Raw genomic sequence first — 25756 nt, 5'->3', positions numbered from 1 at the left:
ACAGGGAGCAGTAAATCCGTTACTGTTATTCTGTATCATTACTTCCACTCCGGGTGGCGAGGCACCATCCGGTAAGTATAACAATTAAAGAATAGCAGTTAGTTTTGACCGTAACCTTATGGAGCAGCAGCTATTTTCAACAACTCTTCATCCGGGTGATTGCGTATTGCACTTTCATTATCAAAGACCATAGTTGCGCCGTTTTGTGGGGTATAAGCTGGCCATTGCGGTAAGCCTTTAGTATTGGGATTACCGGTTTTTGCAAAATTGATCCAGGCACTGCTCATTTTATCAGCTAATGCATAGGCATCCTTACCACCGCCGGTCATCTCCTCGCAGCGATTGATATTATTAAATACAAAAGGAATTTCCATGCAGTGCATGGCTTTGTATATACCATCATTTACAGGTGATTGCCAGGCAAATAAATACATATACACCGGCGTCGTACCGGTAGTAGCCTTTTGATCGGCCTGCTTAATAGCACCGGGCCTGAAGCGGGTATCAATATCTACATAATTAGCGGGCTGTGTGGTATTGGGGTATGCCTTCTTTACCGCTTGCATATAAGCATCTGCCTTATCGCCGTATTGCTTTTGCAGGTTGGCTTTCACCTGCTCCATGGTTAATTCTTTTTGTCCCGGCATAAAGGGCGTAAACTCATTTTTGGTGGTACCCACCAACAGCGGAATATTTTTAGATAATTCTACAGCCGCAGTATCGGAAATTTGATAAGGGAGAAATATACCATCGTGTATGGGTCCCCAGCTTAAGCCAAAGCCACCTACCTGTTTGCCTTCTGCTTTTAATTCATCCGATACTTTGCGGATCGCTTTTTTGCCGGCTGCATTCAACTGCTCGTAAGGTATATTTTGTATGGAATCTACTTGTGAAGGCTGCAAGTTCAATTCGTTCAGCAGGGCGGCGGCTACTCTTTTGGTTACATCAGGCTCCGTAAAGTTGAATACATAACTGCCGCTTTCTACAATAGCCTTTTGAAACAAACCTTTTGCGGAAGGCGCATACATTAAAGTAGAAACTTTGCCGCCACCACCAGACTGACCGAAAATGGTTACATTATCCGGATCGCCGCCAAAAGCAGCAATATTTTGTTTTACCCATTGCAAAGCAGCTACAATATCCATCATACCCACATTTGCAGAAGATTTGTATTTTTCGCCGTAGGCTGATAAGTCTAAAAAGCCCAACACATTCAGGCGATGATTAATAGTTACTACCACCACATCACCTTTCTTACTCAAATTTTCTCCGTCGTAAGAAGGCAGCTCAACTGAAGAACCAGCTGAAAAGCCACCACCATGCAGCCATACCATCACCGGCCTTTTTTTACCGTCATTAACCATGGGTGTCCATACATTCAGGCTCTGGCAATGCTCGTTGCTATAGCCCCAGTCGTGGTGAAAAGGAAATTCAAATTCATCATTCACAGTGGTAGTAGGATCAGTAGGGCAAACAGGTCCGTAAGTAAGTGCGCTGCGAACATCTGTCCAGGGCGCAGGTTTGGCCGGAGGCATAAAGCGGTCAGCCTGTGCATACGGGATGCCCTTATAGGTATAAATTCCTTTGTGGATATAGCCTCTCAGTTTACCGCTTTCGGTTGAGACAACAGCAACACTTTTACCTGCAATAATCGCATCGGTATTGTTGCTCTGGCCGAAAGCCAATGAAGTTGTAACACAAATGCTTACCAGTAGAAGAAAGCTTTTCATTATGTTGGAGATTTTTAAATGAGGAGATAACATGTGTGTAGACTATTTACCCGCGTATTGCTCCATCAGGTGATATCGCTGTTCAAACGGACTTGGAACTACTTTAGGATGAACATCTATCTGCATCACCGGAACCGGATTGCTACTGGTAGTAGCCGGCCATTGGGGCAAACCAGCGCTGTTGGGATTACCATTCTTTATAAAATTGGCAAAGTATGCCTGCATTACTTTAGAAACAGCATAGTCATCTGGCGTCCATGCATATACTTTGTTATAAGGCAAATTGCCCATGGCATATTCAATCTCTGCTGAGTGTACTGCACCTTTTGGCAACGGTGCTTTGGGTGCATTGGTAGTATTGCCTTTTTGTACACCGCCGGCAAGTCCTGCTGTAGCATTGCCCATCGCCGGTGTCATTGCCGGACGAGGACGGGTATAGTAATAACGATACACCGGTTTGCCGCCTGTTTTAGCTTGCAAATCGGCCCAGCGCCAGGTGCTAAAAGCAATGAAGCGGTCACTAGCCAGTTCAGTAGCTACGCGCTCCACATCAGCATCGATATTTGCGCGGTACACTTTTAATACTTCGGCTGCACTATCACCGTATAATTTGTTTACTGCTTTTTCATAATTTTCTTTGGTTGGCTGCTCATTACCCATTACCATTCTATAGTTCATTTCTTCACTATTCCAGCCTACGAGCAAAGGCACATGCGCCTGCTCGCCTGCCTGAAAAATAGCCAATGGCTCTTTAGGAAAGAAATAACCATCTACAGTCATTGCAAAACGGAATGGACCAAATTTGGTAGAGGCATTTAATAAAGAATCTGCATGTAGCGCTCTTAAATCAGCAAGTGAATTAGCACCTACAGTTTGTGCAAACTGAACACCGGTTTGTTCGCCCTGGCTCAATGAAACAGCAGACAAGGCGCCCAATAAAGAACCACTCTCACCAATAGCACCTGCAATAAGGTTTTTAGCCAAAGGTGATGCCATTTGCGCACTTACAGAAATAGAACCGGCAGATTCGCCGGCGATGGTGATTTTATCAGGGTCGCCACCAAAAGCAGCAATATTATTTTTTACCCATTGTATAGCAGCCGCCTGGTCCATTAAACCATAGTTGCCGGAAGAATGATGCGGCGATTCCTGCGTCAATTCAGGATAAGCTAATAAACCAAATACACCTAAACGATAATTAACGGTAAGTGCAACCATGCCTTTTTGCGCCATGCTTTCGCCATCATAGCGGGCTTCGGAGCCATCACCGGCTACAAAACCGCCGCCATAGAAATATACCAGTACGGGCAATTTTTCATTGCTATTTTTAGCGGGCGTCCATACGTTTAAGTACAAACAATCTTCGCTCATGCCGTTGGAACGAAAACCCATATCACCAAAAATAGGTGCTTGCATGGCACGCGGGCCGAATTGCTTTGTTTGTCGTACGCCATCCCAGTTCTTTACCGGCTGCGGCTCTTTCCACCGTAAATCACCTATGGGCGGAGCGGCAAAAGGAATACCTTTAAAGGAACGAACCCCGCTTTTTTCAAGCGTGCCTTCCACGGTGCCGTTGGCGGTTGCAACCTGCAAGCTTGTATTGTTGGACGACATTGCTCCGGATGTTTGCTTATCCTGACTAAAGGTGGAAAAAACCAATTGCGTACAACATACGCAAAGAAGCAAAAATTGTTTCATAACAGTTGTTTATTATAATAATGAATAGGACGTATTTAATAAAACGCAGGAGTTATTAATTTTTGTAAGAGAAAACGCTTTACTTTTATTGTCTCATTTGTGAGACAATAATAAAACCATTTTCACACTTATCAAAATTTTTTTCATCTTACAGCGGTATGAAGAAACATTTAATAACCACAGAATGGAATGAAGATGATTTTAATCGTATGTTTTTACCAGGGATTGCAATAGATGCAGTAATTTTTGGTTTTCATGATCAACGCCTGATGGTGTTGTTATTGCAATACAAAAACACTAATGCTTTTGCCCTTCCGGGTGGCTTTATTATGAAGCATGAGAATGGAAATGATGCAGCGCAGAGAATATTGAAGGATCGTACAGGTCTTTCTAATATCTATCTGGAACAGTTCTACACATTTGCTGATATCAGCCGGCATGACACCTCTTTTTTTAAGAAAATTATGAAGGCACGCGGAATGAAGCCGACTAAAAATCATTTTCTGTTAAACCGGTTTATATCTATCGGCTACTATGCCTTGGTTGATTTTACCAAAGCGGTACCTACAACCGATTTATTAGCGGATGAATGTAAGTGGCATGACTTAAAGGAACTCCCCCCGCTCATTCAGGACCACCAGCAAATCATCCAAAAAGCATTATCCACTTTAAGACAAGACCTGGACATAAAATTGGTTGGTTTTAATTTGTTGCCGGAAACATTTACGATAGGTGACCTGCAAAACTTATACGAAACCATTTTAGATACCAAATTTTTAAGGACCAGCTTTCAGCGTAAAATACTCAATTTGGGTATTTTAAAAATGGTGGATAAAAAGATGACCGGCGCAGCACACAAAGCGCCTTATCTGTATAAGTTTTCAACCAAGTAATTATCCTTTATATTATGCTCTTATTGGATAACTATGAATGTGATATACAACTTACTATACTGCAATTACAATGCTCCTTATTAGCTCCGGAATAATACAATTGACAGCTTTTATTATAACATTGCTACTACGTGTAACGACACGTACCGGGCGGAATACTTTTGGCTTATTATTTTATTATTATTAACGCTGAAAGATTTCAGGATGCTTTCGTATGAAGTACACCGGCGAACAACTCCATACATGACAATAGCTGTTCGGGATAAAAATTATATGGCGATAAGAGTTCATTATTAGGATCATATACTTCCCAAAACGTGTTGGCTTCGTGTTGCACCATACCGCCCAATACGAAAGCACTACTTCTTTTGCTTCCTGCTGAAACCGGTTGTCTCTATGCTGAACGAAATACGCTGCCTGTTGCGGTAATACCTAAGGGATGAAAATACACAAAACAGTTTTCGAAACAAATAACCCCTTTAAGAAATGAAAACGTCATTAAAGCGGGATAAGAAGATCTGGACTAATGAACCTCTTCAGATTGTATATAAAAAAGCCTGTCCAACTTTGTTGGACAGGCTTTAAGTCAAGATGGCTGGATTCGAACAACTGTATTAAAAAATTGAATATCAATCTGTAAAGCATATTCATTTAAAAGAACTCACGAATAACTCATTCGGTATAAACTGGCTGCATTAAAAGTAAGGAAATTCTGTACTTTATAAATTAGCACAAGGCAGAAAAGGAGATAGAGCAGGCAATACAATAGAATGTTTTCAACTGAAAAACCGGCGCTGTTGCATCTGTTGGTATGATGTCAAAAGATTGTATTAAGTGCTAACGGCTACGGCTTGCTGCCGGAGCGGCATTCCGTGCAGGTCAGCCCAAATATATAACTAAAAGTTTATGAGAATTATTGATGTTCAACACATGTTTGTCAAGCCGCTATGGCAGCAAACCTGCTGTTGTGTGTAGTGCTATTTTTTTGCAAGTGCCGTCCAATCCTCGATAACAATATTGTCAAGACGACTTAAATGAGCTACGTTATTTGTCACCATTATCATGTCGTTAGCAACAGCTGTAGCGCCAATTAAAATATCAAAATCGTCAATCACCAAACCTTGTTTTCTTAGCTTGGCTTTTTCTTTGGCGTAAATGTCCAAAGAATTATAAATAGGAACGACCAAGAATTTTGGAATGAATGCTTCCACAACTTTCCGCATGGCTTCCACTGTCTTGCTATTTTCAATTCCATATTTCAGTTCAGCAACTGTCATTTCTGAAATGAAGCAATTTTGTTCGCCTACCTCAGCTATTTTCTTGTTTAGCTCGAATTGTCCCTTTATAAAATAAATACAGATATTTGTGTCCAGCAGGTACTTCTTCAAAGTGTCCCAATATTGCGGTTAAATACTCTTGATGCTCTAAGTTGTTCGATAATCTCGTCAGCAGTATCTTCTGATTTATAGGCTCCAAAAAGAGATTGTAAAGATACTTCAGGAGGTTCGTCACTCTTTTTTAGTGATTGCGAAAGCTTTGAAATAAGGTCAAGTTTGCTGTCCGGATTTAAATTCTTTAAAAGTCCAAAATAATAATCCGCAAGGCTGATATGTTGAGATGATAAATTCATTAAGTCGTTTTGTCAAAGTTAAGAATTTACTACAAAATTATTGAACCGGTGAGTTAAGTCAGCGCATTACACAACTATTACAGTTATGCAGCCAGGGAACAGAACGTTTTAAAATAAATAGTCCAAGGAGCGGTTACTTGTTCCTTCTAAAGCATTATGCTTTAGTGCACCCGTTGTCAACGATGTTATTTGGTTGTAAATCTTTTTGTGATTGTCCAGCCCTTATTATTTAAGTCAGGTAAATGGTAATACCCTTTGTCTGTACTTACGTTCATTTGCAAAACAATTATCTCATGGCACTTCTATGGGTGCTGTCCATTTGAAAAAACCCCATTCCATCACAAGTGTTCCGTGCTTTGTATCCAGCGGAACGATGGAAATGGTAAACGTTTCTACCGGCGCAACTACCGCCTGACTGGTCATCTCTGCTATACCCAGGTTGCGTGAACTGTTGAATTCGGTGCCCCATTGACCGGTCTGTTTGTTTACAATCAGGTCAACTGAAGCTCTATGCGGCACGGTCCACAAGGTGTAAGTACCGGCAGGTACCTGCATCCCGGCAAGCTTTACCGGTACCGACGTTGCAAACTGCGTTGCTGCATTGGCGCCAGTCCGCCACACCCGGTCGTAGGGCAACACATCACCCAGCAACTGACGTCCACGCATAAGCGGACGGCTGTAATCAACAGTAAACTTAGCATTGCCAATTTGTGCCCGCGCCGTATCCCGCACACTCATCGCTTTTACAACACCATTTTTTGTCTCCGCAGTTTCAAACTGTGTTGCAATGTTTTTTATATCGGCAGGCGTCGCAATGCGGTTCACTTTCACTTTGTAGGTTGTTCGTGCGCCTGAGTAGCTAAGCATGTGATAACCAGAGTCCATCATTGCCTCCCCGGTACCCGAAAGCCAGTCATGTGTAATCTCCACCCTGCCACCTCCCAGTGGTGTTACACGACCTCTGCCCAGGGGAAACCTGTCGAACTCCCGGTCAATGTAAAACTGCCGTATCTCCACCGGGCTGCCGGCTGCCATCTTAGCTGTTACTGCGTGCTTTAATGCTGCAGCAAAGTACAGCTCATAGAGGCTGTACATCTGCGGCAGGTGCGCCTCTACTATACCGCCATTAGTTGCAAAGTCGCGGTTTACGGTACCTGTGTTATCCGTTTTAGAAATATGTACTTTGTCACTTGTAACATCAACTGTCACTTTTCGTTCACGCTCATTAACCGGCTCACCGGGTGTATGAATGTTCATAACAAGATGCCGGATACTACCATCCTCGTTAAGATCAATTTCGGTATGCCGTACCCGCACTAATGGAAACCGGTCAACTTCATCGCTTGTCAGCTTGCTGCCCTGCCTCGTTACACTTTCAACAGCAATAGTATCGGTGCCGAGTTTTGTAACAAAGCCGTACTGTTCTGTTGGCGAGGTTGTACAGGAAACCAGCAACGATAATGCGCTGAGATAAAAACATATCACAAGCCTGTTTATGAGATAGCCATTGCGTGACCGCATAAGTTGGTTATACATGCTGATGTAATTTTTGTAGTTCGTTGTTAAACTAAGCAATTAGTCTGGCTTATTTCAAAACAAATGGAGCAGTTGATATCTTGTTGCTTTGAATGGCATATTAAGTGGTTAGAAGGTATAGCACTCATGTTGGCAGATAGATGATTGATGATCTGCTTTAACTCTGTCGCATCTGATGAGATGAGAATAAAATGGAAATTGTATAACTGTATTTTATACTGCCAATGAACAAAATGTCTTATAGGCTGTTTTCATAAGAACAGTGACCTGTTGCTTCTTTAATAGCCTGTTTATTAGCACCACTTTCATCAGCGTATTTATGGTAAGCGGTTTACCATTGTTATGAACAAGTCAATTCTTCCACATCTCTATAGCTCAAACTAAATCTCAGTTTAAAATAAACTGCTTGCAAGATGATCTCCTTCGGAAAACAATGACCTTTAAACATGATAGAACTGTTCCGCTATGGTAAGTTTATTACTTAGATGTGACACAACCTTTCTGACTTTTTTAAGAAATATTTCTTAAGATTAATTTAAAAGTTAAAAATCATTCATAAATTACAGTTGCTTTATAGTAATGACAGGTATATACCACAACCGTTCAACGATCCATAAGTAGGGAATTAATAACAATTTAGCTGATAAGTTAAGAATGCACTCCTAATTAAGGAATTTTCATTTTCAACCGAAATAACCTGTGAATGCAAACCCCTTCAAAAAATATCTGCTGCGGAATACTCTGTACCTGCTTCTGCTGTTTATTACAAGCGCAGAATATTAAAAAAAGCCCGTTTATTGTACACGGTGGCATAAGTACATCGGGGACCTTTTATACCTCAAACGAAAGTGACACTTTCAAAACCAGACCTCATTATGCGTGGAATATTTACGGCAGCTTTGCGCCGAAAATCAATAAGTTTTCTTTTCCATTTTCTTTTGTAATAAATGATTATAGCAGGAACAGCAAGCCCACTTATATACAAATGGGAATAAGCCCCACTTATAAGTGGGCAAAGTTGCATTTAGGAACACGTTATATACGTTTTTCGCCACTTATCTACGACGGGCAAAGTTTTACCGGAGCAGGTATTGAATTGAACCCAAAATCATTTCGCTTAGCTGCCTTTTATGGCAGATTAAGTAAAGCAATTAGTATAGATTCGGTGCAGAAAAACATTCCCAGATATTCACGCATTGCTTATGGCGCTAAAATCGGCATTGGCAGTGCTTCAAATTTTATTGATCTTATTTATTTTCATGCAAAAGATGATAGTAGTTCTGTTTCTTTTACAAATAATGATACTATAGTAGATCCGCAAGAAAATACTGTTTTAGGCTCCTCTTTCAAATTAACTTTTTTCAAAAAATTAATATTTACCGGAGACATAGCTGCCAGCGGATGGACACCTAATTTATCTGCAGACTCGATAACGTCTGATACTACTAATTATAAGAAGCTGGTAAACTTTGTAAGCAACTTCATGACTGTAAATATCAGCAGCCTTGCCAGTTTTGCTGGTCAGTCCACGTTATCTTTTTACTCCCGGTACTTCAATGCCAGCTTTAATTACAGAAGAGTGCAGCCTAATTTCAACTCATTGGGAACGCCATATTTGATTAATGATATTGAGCTTTTCTCGCTAACAAACAATTTTTCGGTAGCAAAAGGAAGGTTGAATATCAATAGCGGTATTTCGCAGCAGCATAACAATCTTGATAAGAAATCAAACACCGAACTAAAAACATGGGTAAGTAACATTGGCGTTAATGCCATATTGAGCAAACATCTGAACCTAAATCTGAATTATTTTGGATATAACCAGAACCAAAAAGTTAATGTTAATACTACTTTAAGTGATTCTGCACTTGTACAACAAAGTATTTCGCAGTTTAGTGCTACCGCTTCGTACAATTTAACTAAAGAAAGTAAGCTTCATTTTATAAGTGGAAATCTTAATCTTTCATCTGTAAACAATAAAAATGTTCTCCTGGCGCCACAAACAAACAGTAATAACTTGTCTGCTTCTATTGGGTATTCGCTAGGCTTTATAAAAAAATCGTATAGTTTTTCTGTAAACGGATTATATAACCGTTATAAGCAAGAAAGCACCAATTACAGGTCTTATGGTGCGAATGTTGGATCGGTAATATCGCTGTTAAAAGAGAAGAATTTGAGCCTGCAGGGAAACGTAGGTTATTATTATAGCAGCTTTATTTTAGCTGCTGGTACTAAAAGCAATAGCAGTAATTTTACATATTCCTTAAACACAGGTTATACTGCAAAACGTCACTCCTTTAACTTGTTCTTTAATTACTTATATACCCCGCCTAAACTAATTAATGATGAAATCAATAAAGTTTTTCATTATGCCGCAGCCTTTAAAAGTTTTACAGGAAGTATCTCATACGCTTACAGGTTATAATAAACACGCCAAACATGCAATCTGTTAATAAAACAATAGCTTTAACGTTTATATTAAGTATAGTGGTGTGCCGGCTGTGCATTGCCCAGGTTGTTATAAGCACAGCAGCAGTACCACCAGTAAATCCTTATATCAACCAGGCATTGAGTACCACTAGCAGTGGCATTCATGTAGCTATTACATCTACTGAGACTATTCATGTATTTCTCTACGGAAGTTTAGAGCGATTATTGCCTGATCCTTTCAAAATTGAATTGGATAGCGCAGCTCAAATCCTGCCTGGTGTGAATCTTGTAACTGGTGTGACTAAATTTTTAGACGTTAATTTACTGGAAGAAGCATTTGCAAACTTCAATGATGGTAATTTAAATTTTACAGGTAAGATTAACAGCTTGGCCGATCTTCAGGAAGGGCCGAATTATAAGCTGCCGGAAGGCTATTATAAAATTTGTTTTTTCGCGAAATCCGATGATGGACGGACTGTATCCAATCTTAGCTGTGCTTTTTTTTATATATGCAGCGTAACAGCACCCCAGTTCACGCAACCAGTAAATAATCTGGTTGCAAATCCGTCCATCACCATTGTACAGCCCACTTCACCGGTTATATTCTCGTGGTTGCCGCCACAGTCCTCGTGCGGATTGCAGGCAGGTATGTTCAATTATAATTTTGAACTAAGAGAGATATTAGACGGACAAACAATAACAGATGCACTTAATAATCCTTATGTTTTTCGTAAAACGGGTTTAACTTCCAGTATCTTTTCACTTGATACCAATTTGTATCAGCATGTTTTGGAGTTTGGAAAAAAATACATCATGCAGGTAGCAGCAACAGCAATAGGCAACCTGCAAGGTACTATTGAAAATAACGGTTACAGCCGTGTTGAAGCATTTCAGTATGGCGGAAGCAGTAACTTTATTGCAGGGGCATATGATATACCACCACCTGACACTTTTTACATTCCCTCTTTTGAAGAAAGGAAAACAGATTTTTGGGATGATATGCTTTCGGCTGGTAAAGACACGCTTGTTCCTATTGAGGAATACATTGCCTTTGCTTTAATGGAAAAAGGCGTTGCCTACAATTTAGATGCAATAGAACTATTTCTCTCTATGAATCCTGAACTTGCAAACCAGAAGGCCGTAAAACTGGGTTATATAGCCAAATTCCCTGATTTTCCGACAACTTCAGCGGCTGAAATGGAGAAGTTTAATATCGAGCATCGCAGGGATCTTGAGCCGGACAGTGCGCAATTTATAAAATTCAACCAGTACCTTAATGAGCTTACGGGTTTGACACAGCAATTGCCTGCAAATGCGGTTGAACCAATAAATGAACTTATCAATTACCTTAACACTCTTAAAGGGCAAACTAATGCTTATAGTGGTACCTTATTAGGCTATATCAATGAAGTATTATCTGAACTGTTGTATGATGCGCGTAATTATTCAAGAACGTTGAATACTGCTGAAATAAATAAACTGCAATCACTTGTTTCTATAGTTAAAGATTTAAGTGTAGAGTCCCCGTCTGACAATTCATTCTTAAATCACTTTCCTTTAGAAAACAATTTACAGGTAAGTAATGAGCGAACAACGCATTCCTTGTTCCATAATGCAGGATACATTTACCGGGATAATAATACTATTTATCAGCAGGTTGCTGAAAAGGAAAACTTTTTTCAGGGGGGCGGTCAGTTGGTTACTTTCGGTGTTTCTTTATGGCGCTCTTCAAAAGAGCAGCCTTACAAACCGGTTACAAATACGCCTGATTTAATGGAAACTTACAGGATTTCTTACATTCTGTCTGAGCTGTACAACCATAAAAATCCTGAAATAGGCTCTCACTCCAGTAGCGATTTAGCCTCAACCATACAGTGCTTATTGCCTGGAAATGCAAAATTCAAATTTTGGGCGCGCAATGCGCTTAATGGCAAATTAACAAACCCTCAAGATGTGGATCTTAGAGACGTTTATAATAATTTCAAAAAAAAGGGTTCAAATTCCAACAATCCATTTATTGTTTTGAAGGTAGAGTAGCATAGTTACATAATCTTTCGAAGTACAGGTAACAAACCGGTTTGTGAAGTTTAAAAAGGTTTGTAATTTCAGCTAAGTTCTGCATATAAAGATTAAAAAATACAGGATGACTTCTACAGACGAGAAGGCTTACATAGATGGTTATGCCTATGACATATTTATAAGTTATGCACACATTGATAACCAAGCTTTATTTCATGAAAAGTATGGCTGGATAGAAGAGTTTTACAATGAATTAAATCTTCTTCTTACAAGAAGAATTGGGGAAGCCGGTGCTATCAAGATATGGTGGGACGATAAAAAGCTGGATGGAAGCATGGAATTTAACTCCTATATAGATAAATCCATCCGTCAATCGGCAATCATAATATGTCTTACCTCTCCGGCTTATCTGAAATCTCAGTATTGCCAAAAAGAACTGCAAACGTTTTATGGCAAGGCAATGATAGAGCCTGATGGACTGTACTTGAACGACAGGAGTCGTATTATAAATGTCTTATTAAATAATATTCCTTACACCAAATGGCCTAAGGAGCTAATTGGCACTACCGGCTTCAAATTTAATGATGCAAAGGAAGCAGATAATTATGGAGACCCATATGATGTAACCAGCCCAGAATTTAGAAACTGCCTGAAGGGATTAAGAGATGCCATTATAAAACTGATTGATGAATTTAAGACTAAAGAACAACCTGTCGCTTATAAAAATAAATTCAGTATTTTTTTTGGTGATGTATCAGACACTCTTCGGCAGCTAAAAAAGAAAACAGTTGCAGAATTAAAAGCGCTGGACTTTGATGTTGTTTCCGATGTTCCTCCTCCTTACGAAGAATTAGAGCACGAAAGCTGTGTAAAGGAAAAATTAAAGCAGGCACAACTGTCAGTGCATTTGCTCGATCAGTATCCCGGAAGAGAAATAGAAGGCAAAGAAAGTATATGGTACCCGCAAAAGCAGACAGTATTAAGTTTGGAGTGTCCGCAACCTCAATTAATATGGACGCCATTAGAACTGAAACTTGATGATGTGGAAGAAGAGGACTATAAGCATTTCTTACAAGATCTGGAAACAGAAAAACCATCCGATAAAAGCATTAGATTAATACATGGCATCAGATCTGAACTTACAAAGCAAATAATAGATATTTCATCTACTTTACAAACAGCAGAAATAAAGCCTTCAAAAGAAAGAATCACTGTTTTGCTCGATACGCATTATGATGATCAGTTGTATGCACTGGAAATAAGCAAGCAGCTTATTGAAAAAGGTATCCAGCCATATATAAACCCCGAAGAAGATGATCCGAAAAAAAATATAATCATTCTTGAAGACCGGATATCGCAGGTGAGTAAACTGGTATTTTTTTATGGAAAGGTATCTTACCATTGGGTAGCGGAAAGGATAAAGTCAGCCTTGCAGTTCATTGTTTCCAACAAATATCCTGAAAAGGGTTTTTGCATTTATATGCTACCCACACACAAAGATGCGGGCGATCTATCCTCGTTTGAGAACTGGTATGTTCCAATCAAGATAGTTGATAATAGCGACTCATTGCAACAATTTTTAAAATCATAAAAACAAAAGTATGGCTCTGAGTCCCGAAAGCAATCCTTTTGTTGGCCTTCGCTCTTATGAAAGCCACGAAAGTATATTGTTTTTCGGGCGGCAGGATCAAACGATAGAACTCTTGCAAAAGCTCCATCTGTTCCGGTTCTTAGCAGTAATAGGCAGCTCAGGAAGTGGAAAATCATCGCTTGTAAAAGCAGGCTTAATTCCCCGCCTTAAAGCTGGTTACCTGGTAAAGAACCAGAGTAGCTGGGTAATCGTAACTATGAAGCCAGGGAAGGATGCTTTGCTAAATTTGGCAGAAGCCCTACTGAGCCTGTTTAATGAAAGTAATAATGGATTTACGGCGGCTGATTTAAAAAAAAGAATACTGGAACAAGGATTTGAAGCGATACCTGACATTTGGAGCCCTCAAAAGTTAGGTAAAGCCAATTACTTTTTGTTGGTTGATCAGTTTGAAGAATTGTTTCGCATTGCTTTAAATACAAGTGAAATTGCAAAAAGAGATGAAGCTGCCGATTTCGTGAACGTATTACTTCATCTTTCACATCAAAAAATTATAAGCTTTTACATTACTATAACTATGCGTTCAGATTTTATTGGAGATTGCGCACAGTTTTATGGCTTGCCCGAAGCAATAAACAAAGGCTTATACTTAGTGCCACGCTTAAGCCGGATACAATTGGAAATAGTTGTGGAAGGTCCTGTAAGATTATATAATCAAAAAATAAGTCCTGCATTAACAACAACGTTGTTGAACGATGCACAAATGATAGAGGATGCACTACCGTTATTACAACATGTGCTTATGCGTACATGGAATTATGAAATGAATACTGATAAAAACGGAGAGCTGGATGTAATGGATTATTACAATGTTGGACGTATAGAAAACGCTTTATCTCTTCATGCAGATGAAGTATTGCTTGGAATGACAACGGAGGAGCGGAAAGTTACCGAAAAAATGTTTCAGGCGCTTACTGCTATAGATCAGAACGGCCGTAAGATACGAAGACCCGCCCTTTTAAGTGAACTGGTACTTATTACAAAAACAAATAAAGAGGTATTGCAGAAGATCATTAACCGTTTTACAGGCAATACATCTTTTCTGATTACATCAAAAGTTGAGGACAGGGATGATCTGCTAATAGATATTTCTCATGAAAGCCTTATCAGGCAATGGCAGCGTTTGAATGATTGGGTAGATACAGAAGCCGACTCGGCCAGAATTTTTTTACGGCTGGTTGAGGCAGAAAAATTATATAAAGAGAAAAATAAGAATCTATTATCAGGAAATGAGTTGCATCAATTCTGGCATTGGTACACTACTTTTAATCCAAGCCCCGAATGGGCGCGGCGCTATAGCGAGTCCTGCAATGATTGCATTAATTATTTAAAAAAAAGTAGATCAGTAAATCTTAGAAATAAGATATTGCTTTTCGGTGCTATTACTTCTGTTGTGCTGGTGATTTGTATATTTTCTATTAAAGTATATTCCGATTATGTTGCAAGTACTAACCAGCTTGCGCTAAGCTATTGGACAAGTAGCCAAAACCTGGCTGATAAAAATAATTTTTTTGATGCCTTGCATTTAATTGCAGAAGCCGAAGAAACAAGCCGCCGCGATGACATCATTAAAGACCTGCTGATTAACGGAGAAAGTTTTTTGCCGGCAGCTTGTCTTAAAAATATGTTTCCGGTTAACGCTATAATTAATAGCGCAGTTTTCAGCCCAGATGGAAAGTTAATTATAATAGCGGTACAAAATGGTGTGGTATCTGTAATTGATAAAACAACAGGCAAAAAAGTTGAAGAGTTTATAAGCGATAGCTTACCTGTTGTTAGTGCCGTTTTTAGCCCGGATCAAAATTCAATATTAACTGCGGGTCATGATTCAACTGCTCGTTTGTGGGACGTAAAAAATGGATTGCAAATAAAAGCTTTTAAGCATCCGCAGGCTGTTACAGGTGCCAGTTTTAGTGCAGACGGGCATTTTGTAGTAACTGCCTGTGCAGACAGTTGCGCCCGCATTTGGAATGTGGCTGCTGAAAACCAGGTTGACACCTTCAGGCAAGATGCTACTGTTTATAGCGCCGTTCTTAGCCAGGATAATAAACGGTTACTTACTTCCGGCAGTGATTCAACTGCACACCTTTGGAATGTTGTAACAGGTAAACCTGTTTATTCCCTTAGGCACAATACCCCTTATGTTAACAGTGCGGTCTTTAGTGCTGATGAAAAACGGATATTAACGACCGGTAATGATTCAACTGCCCGTATCTGGGACGCTGCAACAGGGATGCCGATTGACTCCTTTTATCATGAATCAGAAGTTACCAATGGCGCTTTTAGCCCGGATGGAAAATGGATAGCCACCTGCACCCGTGACAAATATGTTCATATCTGGAATATAGAGAGCCCCAATTCAAAAAGTTTTATCTTAAAGCATGCCGGAGCTGTTTATAGTGTGAACTTCAGCAAAGATGGTAAATGGCTTTTAACCGGAGGAAAAGATACAATAGTACGTCTTTGGAATATGGAGGCAGCAACAATCAATGCAATCAATACTTTCCAAACCCGAGGCATTGTTAATAATGCCGGCTTTAGTAATGATGGAAAGTTTATACTCACCTGTGGCTCTGATTCACTTGCCAGGGTATGGAATATAGCGAATTCACAATTAATAAACTCCTTTAATAATGGCAGTGTAATAAACAAAGGTGTATTTAGCAATGATGGGAAATATGTACTTACATGCGGCAGCGATTCAACTGCGAGGCTTTGGAATATTAGTAGCGGTAAATTACAAAATCATTTTAAGCACAATGGTATAGTACGCAGTGCCGTATTTAATGCCGATGGAAAAACCATTCTTACCACAGGTGATGATTCAACCATTCGCTTCTGGACAATACAGGCAAAGCCGGGGAGGATTATTAAATTTAAAGATAAGGTACGAAGCGGAGTGTTAAGCCCGGATGGAGCATCCTTGCTTATCATCGGTGCGGATTCAACAGCATATTTATTGAGTAGTAAAACAGGCAAAAGATTAAAATCATTCAGGCAGGAGGATGTTATTAAAAGTGCAGTCTTCAGCCCGGATGGTAAGTGGGCACTTACAGCGGGATGGGATAATACAGCCCGCATGTGGAGCATTGCTACCGGCGAGCAAAACGGTTCTTCAATGAGACATTCCAAATATATAATGGAGGCAGTATTTAGCCCCGATGGTAAATGGATACTTACAGCAGGATGGGACTCGTGTGTTCGTATATGGGAGATTACAACTAAAAATCAAATTATTGCGCTACTGCAAAAGTCGCCTGTTAACAGTGTCGTTTTCAGTCCTGATCAAACAAGCATCCTCACAGCCAATCGCGATTCCAATGCAATGCTCTCAAGAATTCCCGGAGATTTAGATATCCCAAAAGCTTTATTTAAACTGCAGGTACAGGTACTAACAGGTGCGAGGTATAATATTAAGACAAACGAAACTGAATGTTTATCCCCTGAGCAATGGCAATCGTTAAATAGAGACTATGAACGCGAAGCAAAGGAGCATTATAAAGCATGCAAATACCAGCAATATAATGTATGGCGGCGTTTTAATCCTAATGAGGCCAGCAAAATACATCCTTCTACAAAAGAATGAACTAATAATAACAGTACATATAATGGTTATTGCTGTTTTATTAAACTAACTCGCCATACAACTATAATTAATATAAAACTAAAATAACTTTTGGCAGTGCATTTCATAAGTTACATATCAATGTAGCTACTACGAATTTTTATTTAAATGATGCTTATGCCATCCACTTGCTTTATTAATTTCAAAACTATTGCTGTTATTTAAAAGGTTTGCTTGTAATACTTTCAGCGCTTGTACTTAAGCCTTTTGGTTGCAAACAGCTATAAAAGTTCTTAAGGATAAAGGAAGTGTTTTTTTGAAATTGTGAAAATGATGTTGAAGAGTTATGCTATCTTTTACTTTTGCTCTATACTCTATCAAGAGTATAGAAGTCGGATCATTATAAAATTTGGAAAAATAAAAATTAGGCTGTAGATTTATTGCAGGAATTCTTCTATAGCTAAAACATATAACCATTAGACTCTTATAAAGCCTGTAAGCTAACTTTTCCTGTTCAATCATTTTTTAATAGCCAATCACGTAATACGAATAAATTTTCTGCAGTTGATAATTGCTGCTGTTTGCAAATGTGAAAAATCCAATTGCTGCTGAGCGCTACAGCGCTTCTTTGTAAGCTTCTTCTGACTCTAAAATAAGTACGGCATAAAGGCTGATAGACAGACCTGTATAATGACAAGCTAAGGAATTGTTGTATAGAACAACTTATCATAGGCTATTCAAAGTCAATGTGTTTTTACAATAAAACGTTCCCTATGGATTGGACGACCATACCCTATAAGAATATTATACTTATTCTTCCATTCCTATGTTGTAGAGTACTCTTTGCACAAACAACTCCAACGATTTTTTCATTATTTCCTAATAGCGGTCCTATTGGCACAACTGTTACTATTAAAGGGAATAATTTTAGTACAGACCCTGCAAGTAATATTGTGTATTTTGGAGCGGTACGGGCACCTGTAGTAAGCGCAGCCACTTCAGCTCTTGAGGTTACCGTACCTGCCGGTGCAACCTACCAACCCGTAACAGTTACCACCAATCGCTTAACTGCGTATTCGAATACCTTCTTCAATGTTACTTTTCCAACAGATGGCAGTGGGTTAACACCAAACACGTTTGTAAAGCAGAATTATGAAATAAACAGTGAGGGGCTTAATGTTGCAATTGGTGATTTGAATGATGACAGCAAAGCAGATATAATAGTAAGTACAGGGGATGCAAGTCAAACATTTATTAATACAAGTAGCCTTGGAATGATTTCTTTAAAACAAGGTCAAAATGTAACAGCAGGAAGGTTCCCGCTTTTTACAACTATAGGGGATTTGAATGGGGATGGTAAACAAGATATTGCGGTAGTAAATTTGTATGATAACACCGTCTCTGTTTCTCAAAATATCAGTGAAAACGGAAATTTTAGTTTAAATTATATAGGAGATCTTGCTACAAGTTATGCCCCTAATAGTGCAGCTATTGCAGATTTAGATGCAGATGGTAAACCGGAACTCATTGTCTCATCTTTTGATACAATCTCAATTTTTAAAAATACAGGTAACGGAAAAAAAATTTCATTTTCAGACAGGCAAGATTTGGCAATAGGGCGCATTAGCGGCAAAATTTCGATTATTGATTTGGATTATGATAATCGGCCAGAACTCATCGTATCAAGCAACTCCCAAGTTCTCGTAGTGCAACTGCTTTATGATGGACGATTTATAATCGGAGACATAAACCATTATGATGTACCAGGGGAAGGCGGAGATACATACTTAGGTGATGTGGATGGAGATGGAAGAACGGATGTAGTAGTAAACACCGGAAATACTCAGGCAGTTCTATTAAACCAGAGTTCTGAAGGTAAGATTGATTTACTGATACCAGCTACTGTTATTGAAACAGGTTCATACATTATTTCATTGAGTGAGATGGATGGAGACGGCAAAGTTGATCTTTGTACTTTAGGTTTACAAGGACTCTCTATTTACAGAAATCAAAGTAGTTTAGGAAATGTAAGTTTTGGTACAGCAGTAACGTATAAAGATGATTCTTATTCAGGAACAGCAGGTGATATAGACGGAGATGGGAAACCGGATGTTGTAACAGGAGGTGTTGTTAATGAATTTGGACCTACGCTTTTTTCCATATGGCGTAATACAGGTACCGAACCACAGATTACATCCTTTACACCCATCAGCGGTGCATCAGATGCTAAAATCACCATCACAGGCAGGTACTTAAGCAGTGCTAGTCAGGTAAGCTTTGGAGGCATTCCGGCTTCCTCATTCACAGTCATTGATGATAGTACTATTACTGCTATTGTTGCCAATGGCTCTTCGGGCAATGTGCTGGTACAAACACCTTATGGACAAGCTGTATCGAGTGATACATTCATCTACCTTCAGCCTCCTCAGATTACTTCTTTTACACCCACCAGTGGATCTCCAGGCACTCAGGTTACCATCAATGGCGGATTTTTAGACAGTGCTACTTTGGTAAGCTTTGGAGGAACTCCTGCTATCATTACGTTTAATAATGATACAACTATCATTGCTTTAGTTGGTAATGGCTCGTCGGGCAGCGTGCTGGTACAAACACCGGCTGGGGTGGATTCAACAAACGAACAGTTCATCTTTATCCCTCCACCAGTAATCACGTCTTTTGCTCCGCTTAGCGGTCCTGTTGGTACAACTGTTACTATTAAAGGAAATAATTTTAGCACAGACCCTGCAAGTAATATTGTGTATTTTGGAGCAGTACGGGCACCTGTAGTAAGCGCAGCCACTACAATCCTTACAGTTACGGTACCTGCTGGTGCAACCTACCGGCCGATTACAGTTACTAACAATCACTTAACTGCATATTCGAATACCTTCTTCAATGTTACTTTTCCAACAGATGGCAGTGGATTAACACCAAACACGTTTGTAAACGATACTCAGGATTACGCAACCTATACAGGGGGCAGATTCCTTACAGCCAGTGATTTTAATAATGACAGTACAGTGGATATAATTGTGAGTACAAGTCACGGAGGTCAGACATTCATAAATACAAGCAGTGCTAAAACGATCTCTTTACAATCTGCTCAGGATATAGGTCAAGACGCATTTTTAGCATCTGTTGCAGATTTAAACGGAGATGGCAAACTGGATGTTGCTATAGCAAATAATGTTTCAAGTTCAGTTAGCGTGTACAGAAATATCAGCCAAAATGGAGATTTTGAATTGCAACATATAAACGACTTACCAGTAAATAGTTTTAGAAGCAGCATTACTATAGCAGATTTGGATGCAGATGGTAAGCCTGAACTCATTATACCTAGGTCAGATGGTGTAATCTCCGTGTTTAAGAATACGGGTAGCGGGGATAGTATATCTTTTTCGGCAGCACAGGATTTGTTAATAGGTACATACCAGGGTGGTACAATATCATTCCTCGATTTGGATAATGATAATAAGCCAGAGCTTATTATTCCAGGATATGATTCAAACTTTACTTTTTCAATCTTTGTGTTGCAAAATATAAGTGAAAATGGAAAGTTTATTTTTAAAAATAGCATTCAACTTGTAAATAGTTTTTTAGATTATGGAGATACATACTTAGGAGACATAGATGGAGACGGCAAAGTGGATATTGTAGTAGATGGATATAGTGGAAGCAGTGAAACCAATAGAATTACAGTTCTGTTAAATCAAAGTTTTGCTAATAGTATTTCTTTCATGAATCCAATTCCTATTGATTATAACGGTAACAATATTTTTTCGTTGAATGATATGGATGGAGACGGCAAAGTTGATCTTTGTACTTCAACCGCCACTGGCTTTTCCATCTATAGAAATGAAAGTAGTATTGGGAAAATAAGGTTTGCTACAGCAGTTGTGTACACTACAGAACAGTTTCCTACTTCAGGAATAGCATGTGATATAGACAGAGATGGAAAACCAGATTTTGTTGCAAGTGGCAATTATTATAATGAAGGGCAGCCCGGCGTCCTTTCGATATGGCGTAACACGGGAACTGAGCCTCAGGTTACTGATTTTACACCGAAAAGCGGTACACTGGGTACTGCAGACACTATAAGAGGCAGGTTCTTGGGCAGTGCTACTTTGGCAAGTTTTGGAGGCACCAACGCCACCATTACTTACAAAGATGATTCAACCATTATTGCTATTGTTGGCGAAGGAGCAACAGGAAATGTATTGGTACAAACCCTTTACGGTGTAGATTCACTTGGAACCTTTACATATAATCTCCCTCTTCCACAGATAACCTCTTTCTCTCCAAGCAGCGGTACATTGGGTACCGTGGACACCATTAGAGGTAAATTCTTAAGCAATGCCACCTTAGTAAGTTTTGGAGGAACTCCTGCTACCATTACGTTTAATAATGATTCGACTATAATTGCTATAGTTGGCAATGGCTCATCAGGAAACGTGTTAGTAAGAACAGCGGCTGGGGTAAATTCAACCGGGATATTTACTTATACTCCTCCTGCTCCATTAATTACTTCTTTTACACCAACCAGCGGTCCATTGGGCACTAAAGTCACCATCAAAGGCAGGTTCTTTACCGGAGCTACTTTAGTGAGCTTTGGAGGAACTAATGCCTCCTCATTCACAGTTGATAATGATTCGATCATTACGGCAATTATTGGAAATGGATCTACGGGAAGTGTATTGGTAAAGGCTCCTGGTGGAGTAGCATCATTAGGACAGTTTACCTATACTATTCCTGCTCCAATAATTACTTCTTTTACACCTACCAGTGGCTCGTTGGGTACACAGGTCACCATTAAGGGGAAATTCTTCACCGGAGTTACCCTGGTAAGTTTTGGAGGTGCTCCTGCTATTATAGTCTCTAATAATGATTCAACTATTATTGTTACTGTTGGTAATGGACTAACAGGAAGTGTGCTGGTAAAGACACCTTATGGTGCAACCTCCTTTGGGCATTTCACCTATAGCTGTCCTATCAATAATCCAAAACCAATAATTACTTCTAATTTTAATACAGATAGCTTTAGTGCAACTAAACTCATTTGCACGCCACCGGCGAAATATTATAGATGGTACTTCAATAATAATAGGATTTTAAATGAAAGTTCAGACTCGATTTCTATTGATAAAGTTGGATTTTATCGTGTAGAAACAAGCCAGGATAACATATGCTGGACCTCATCATTGGACTATCCGGTATTAGTTACTCAAAGTCCATTATCCGATACCTTGAAGATGATAATGTATCCCAACCCTTCGACAGGAAGCTTTAACATTGATGTTAAACTGCCACAAGCTACAGGTGTAATAGCTTACGTAACAGTATATGATGTAAATGGAAGACAGGTTTTACAGACTAACAGGCTGATATTTTTCGGGGATCATACAATCATTCCTATGACATTAAGTAGCAGAGGAACCTTCTTTGTGAAAGTATCTGTAAATGGCGATATTAAAATGCAGACTATTGTAATTATGTAAATAGAAAACCAATGAGGAAGAGCGATTTAAAATATTTCATTGTGGTGATTATCGCTTTAAGCAGTTGCCATAAAGGTATAGATGTACAACCACCTCCACCGCCACCACCGCGTGATGACACAACATGCATAATCTCCACCATCTCACAGGTAAACAGTAATATGGGTACAGCGTCCTCTTTAACTGTTACTTATGACAGTAGGCCAAGAGTGACCAGGCTGATTATTTATGACAGTGTTAATAACAAAAAGAATTTTGAAGCCAATTTTAATTATGTAACAGATGATTCAGTAAGATTAGATCAATATCAATATTTTAAATTAGATGCAAACGGACGGGTTATTCGTTTTGTTACAAAGTCAGATTTAAGTGACCCGGCAAATGCCGATGATTATACATTTGAATACACTTATAATAATCAGGAATATCTTGCAACTAAAGATCTCTATATAAATGGTTCATTACTTCCAAATCTGAGTACTACTTATACTTACACGAACAACTTGCTTACAAAGTGTATAATGGTGGCTGTAAGCTCAGGCAATTTAAAAGTACTTGAGTCTAATTCAACATATGACAGTAGTATTAAAATAAAGAATTGGATTTACACATTTCCCGATGCAATAGAAGGATCAATGTATTTCACTGTATTAAATTTCGGTAAGCGTCCTTCCAATCCCTTGAAACAAATGGTTACTGAGATTTATGATCCGTCGTCGGGGACGTTACTTGACAAATGGATAACCAATTACAGCAATTATCAAATAGATCAGTATGGCTATGTTCTATCTGGGGAAGCAAGTGGAGATTTTCAACAAGGAATAGCTGTTTTTTATGGAAAGACCAATTTCGGTTATGATTGCCATTAAAGTATTTAGCTGCATTCTCCAAACTTAGTCAGGCGCGTAGCTGTAAGTGTTCGAAACATGATTAATCTGTGGTTACTGCTATCTTAATCTAACTTTTAAGAAGACCATACTCCATTTGTGCATTAGATGAAAAGTCAATTATAAAACAATATTTAGATGCACTTTTATCTGCGGAGTGCGCCCTTCGAGTTGTTGCTTGTCACTATTCCACTGGCTGACCGGAACCTTTTCTTTTAGAGAATTTCTTTTCGTTCACCATTAACCTAAATACAAGTGTAGATAAGCCCTTCATTGATGTTGTCTTTACCAGGTCTACAAATAAGAATGACGGAGAAAGTGTTTACTGTTTTCATACAAGATAACTTTTAAGTATTTAAATTCCTTTTGCACAATGCCAGTCCACTATACTGTAGAAGTTCTGAACGCGAAGGGTCAGATTATTAATGCCAAGACAAGCCAGATCATATCAAAACTCACCATGCTATTAACCTGCTTTACAAAACCTTATGCTCTAAATCGTGAGTAAATGTAGAAATCCGAATGAACTCACGAATGATTTGTACTCATTTGAACAGATTTGATATAGATACCAAGCAAAAAGCCTGTAAATACAATTATTTACAGGCTTTTAGGTCGTTTGTTACAGTTAATGTCGGGATGACTGGATTCGAACCAGCGGCCTCTTCGTCCCGAACGAAACGCGCTACCGGGCTGCGCTACATCCCGAAAATGGATGGCAAATATAAATGATGAATCAGATGCTAACCAAGTCATTTAACTACAAAACAGCACAAAAATACGTTGCACTATTTTGTCTTTATGGCTAATACCAATAATTGCTTATTGCCTTTCGTTTGGCGGGAGTTTGCAAGGCGGTTGTCCTTTTATTTGTCCGCCACCTTCGGCTGCTCTTTTACAAATAGGCGGCAGCTTTTTATAAGCATCTTCTGTAGCGGTAGTGCTATCCACATCAAAGCCGGCGTTGTTGATAGCCGTTTTTATATAATCGAGCGTTATCCTGTCGGGCACATATTGAATCTTGAGCGTACCGCTACTCATATTCACGGTCCACTTCATAATGCCGTTATCGCCATTCGGACCAGTTTCCTGCAACAGGTATTTATCGAGGCGGTCTTTACATTCCCAGCATTTCAATTGGGGTACATTCAGCGTAGCCCATTGCGGTTTGGCGCTCATTACCTGGGCATTTATGGCTTTTACACTGCAAAAAAGCATTAAAGAAAAGAGTAATTTTTTCATATTGGTTGTATTAACGTTTTTGCCGGCAAAAAATTACATTCCTTGCCACGCTGCGGGATCTTCGCGCCATTGCAGCAAGGCTTGTTCCGCTCCCTGCGCAATGTTCCCTTTATCCAGAGCAAGACTAATCAGTGTTGGATAACTGGTTAAGGTAATTAATGGCACACCCGCCTGCTTAAAGGCAGTGGCTGCTACATCAAATCCATACGTAAAAATAGCAACCATACCCATTACTTCCAGTCCTGCTTTCCGGAGTACTTCGGCTACCTGCAAACTGCTCTTACCGGTGGAGATTAAATCTTCTATAATTACAACTTTTTGGCGTGGCTCGTAGTAGCCTTCAATCTGGTTGCCCAGCCCATGTTCTTTAGGTTTGGGGCGCACATACAGGTAAGGCAGCTTTAGCTGGTCGGCAGCCATGGCCCCCCAGGCAATACCGGCAGTAGCCACGCCTGCCAGCCCTTCGGCATCCGGAAACCGGTCGAAGATGATATTACACATTTCGCTCTTGATGAAATCACGGATAAAAGGGAAGGATAATATCTTCCGGTTATCGCAATAAATAGGGCTTTTCCAGCCGCTCGCCCAGGTGAAAGGCTGCTGCGGGCTCAGTTGCACAGCACCCGCCTGCAATAGTTTTTCAGCAATTGTTTTTTCGTTTGAAGACATGTGTATTATTAATTGATAATGCTTCGTTGTTGATTACGTTGTATGCATCCGCATCTAAACCATCCAATAACACAAGGATGATGCGACGTATTGCAGCAACGCCGTGAAAATAAGTGTTTATTGGCTATATGTATGCTGCTTACACCGGTACAAACACATAAAACAGGAACTAAGTATATAAATGAGGCAGGAGAATACTATAATAATGGGACAATAGTTGTTACCTCATCAAAGCGTATTTAAGGATGTTGAATAAATATGTTGAAATTAATCAGGCAAGAAAAAGTTAGCTCTTATACTTACTAAAGCCGTAA

The 25756-nt window shown here is 39.4% G+C and carries 14 protein-coding genes and 1 tRNA gene; 7 read left to right on the top strand and 8 right to left on the bottom strand.

Going from position 1 to position 25756, the window contains the following annotated elements:
* Positions 1–116 precede the first annotated feature (116 nt).
* Together FC093_RS01760 and FC093_RS01755 are read right to left on the bottom strand one after the other, a co-directional pair.
* Positions 117–1730, bottom strand: coding sequence for a carboxylesterase/lipase family protein (locus FC093_RS01760; protein WP_137260012.1), 1614 nt, complete (start codon positions 1728–1730; stop codon positions 117–119).
* Positions 1731–1772: 42 nt separating this feature from the next.
* Complete coding sequence (locus FC093_RS01755) at positions 1773–3428, bottom strand: carboxylesterase/lipase family protein (protein ID WP_137260011.1); 1656 nt, start codon at positions 3426–3428, stop codon at positions 1773–1775.
* Between the two features lie 158 nt (positions 3429–3586).
* Here FC093_RS01755 and FC093_RS01750 point away from each other — a divergent pair, with 158 nt between their 5' ends.
* On the top strand, positions 3587–4321 hold the full coding sequence (locus tag FC093_RS01750) for an NUDIX hydrolase (RefSeq protein ID WP_137260010.1): 735 nt from the start codon (positions 3587–3589) through the stop codon (positions 4319–4321).
* A gap of 977 nt (positions 4322–5298) precedes the next feature.
* On the opposite strand, the gene FC093_RS01740 is transcribed toward FC093_RS01750, so the two are convergent.
* The 3 genes from FC093_RS01740 to FC093_RS01730 form a co-directional block, all read right to left on the bottom strand.
* Positions 5299–5709 carry a type II toxin-antitoxin system VapC family toxin gene (locus tag FC093_RS01740; protein ID WP_137260009.1) on the bottom strand — a complete coding sequence of 137 codons (411 nt, stop codon included), beginning with the start codon at positions 5707–5709 and terminating at the stop codon, positions 5299–5301.
* Positions 5706–5951, bottom strand: a complete 246-nt coding sequence (locus FC093_RS01735) for a hypothetical protein (protein ID WP_137260008.1) — start codon at positions 5949–5951, stop codon at positions 5706–5708. Before FC093_RS01735 ends, FC093_RS01740 begins: the two co-directional genes overlap by 4 nt.
* A 291-nt stretch (positions 5952–6242) precedes the next feature.
* Positions 6243–7487 (bottom strand): DUF2911 domain-containing protein, encoded by a 1245-nt coding sequence (locus tag FC093_RS01730; protein ID WP_137260007.1) that lies wholly within the window; start codon positions 7485–7487, stop codon positions 6243–6245.
* Positions 7488–8190: 703 nt separating this feature from the next.
* Between FC093_RS01730 and FC093_RS01720 the strand changes: the two genes are divergently transcribed.
* The 6 genes from FC093_RS01720 (at position 8191) to FC093_RS01695 (ending at position 23513) form a co-directional block, all read left to right on the top strand.
* Entirely contained in the window at positions 8191–9912 is a 1722-nt protein-coding gene (locus tag FC093_RS01720; protein WP_137260006.1) for a hypothetical protein, read from the top strand.
* A gap of 14 nt (positions 9913–9926) precedes the next feature.
* Positions 9927–11954: a hypothetical protein gene (locus FC093_RS01715; RefSeq protein WP_137260005.1), complete on the top strand. Its 2028-nt coding sequence runs from the start codon at positions 9927–9929 to the stop codon at positions 11952–11954.
* Positions 11955–12060: 106 nt separating this feature from the next.
* A complete protein-coding gene (locus FC093_RS01710; RefSeq protein WP_137260004.1) occupies positions 12061–13527 on the top strand; it encodes a toll/interleukin-1 receptor domain-containing protein in 1467 nt (488 codons plus the stop codon).
* Between the two features lie 10 nt (positions 13528–13537).
* Complete coding sequence (locus tag FC093_RS01705) at positions 13538–17170, top strand: WD40 repeat domain-containing protein (RefSeq protein WP_137260003.1); 3633 nt, start codon at positions 13538–13540, stop codon at positions 17168–17170.
* A gap of 752 nt (positions 17171–17922) precedes the next feature.
* Positions 17923–22644 carry an IPT/TIG domain-containing protein gene (locus tag FC093_RS01700; protein WP_170970960.1) on the top strand — a complete coding sequence of 1574 codons (4722 nt, stop codon included), beginning with the start codon at positions 17923–17925 and terminating at the stop codon, positions 22642–22644.
* An 11-nt stretch (positions 22645–22655) separates the two neighbouring features.
* Entirely contained in the window at positions 22656–23513 is an 858-nt protein-coding gene (locus tag FC093_RS01695; RefSeq protein ID WP_137260001.1) for a hypothetical protein, read from the top strand.
* Positions 23514–24165: 652 nt separating this feature from the next.
* Here the strand turns inward: FC093_RS01695 and FC093_RS01690 are convergent.
* The 3 genes from FC093_RS01690 to pyrE form a co-directional block, all read right to left on the bottom strand.
* Positions 24166–24239 (bottom strand) — tRNA-Pro (locus FC093_RS01690).
* Positions 24240–24353: 114 nt separating this feature from the next.
* Positions 24354–24773 (bottom strand): heavy-metal-associated domain-containing protein, encoded by a 420-nt coding sequence (locus FC093_RS01685; RefSeq protein ID WP_137260000.1) that lies wholly within the window; start codon positions 24771–24773, stop codon positions 24354–24356.
* A 33-nt stretch (positions 24774–24806) separates the two neighbouring features.
* Entirely contained in the window at positions 24807–25442 is a 636-nt protein-coding gene (gene pyrE / locus FC093_RS01680) for an orotate phosphoribosyltransferase (protein ID WP_137259999.1), read from the bottom strand.
* Positions 25443–25756 lie beyond the last annotated feature (314 nt).

The sequence above is a fragment of the Ilyomonas limi genome (assembly GCF_005233845.1).
GTDB lineage: Bacteria > Bacteroidota > Bacteroidia > Chitinophagales > Chitinophagaceae > Ilyomonas > Ilyomonas limi.
This window is presented reverse-complemented; position numbering and strand designations above follow the sequence as displayed.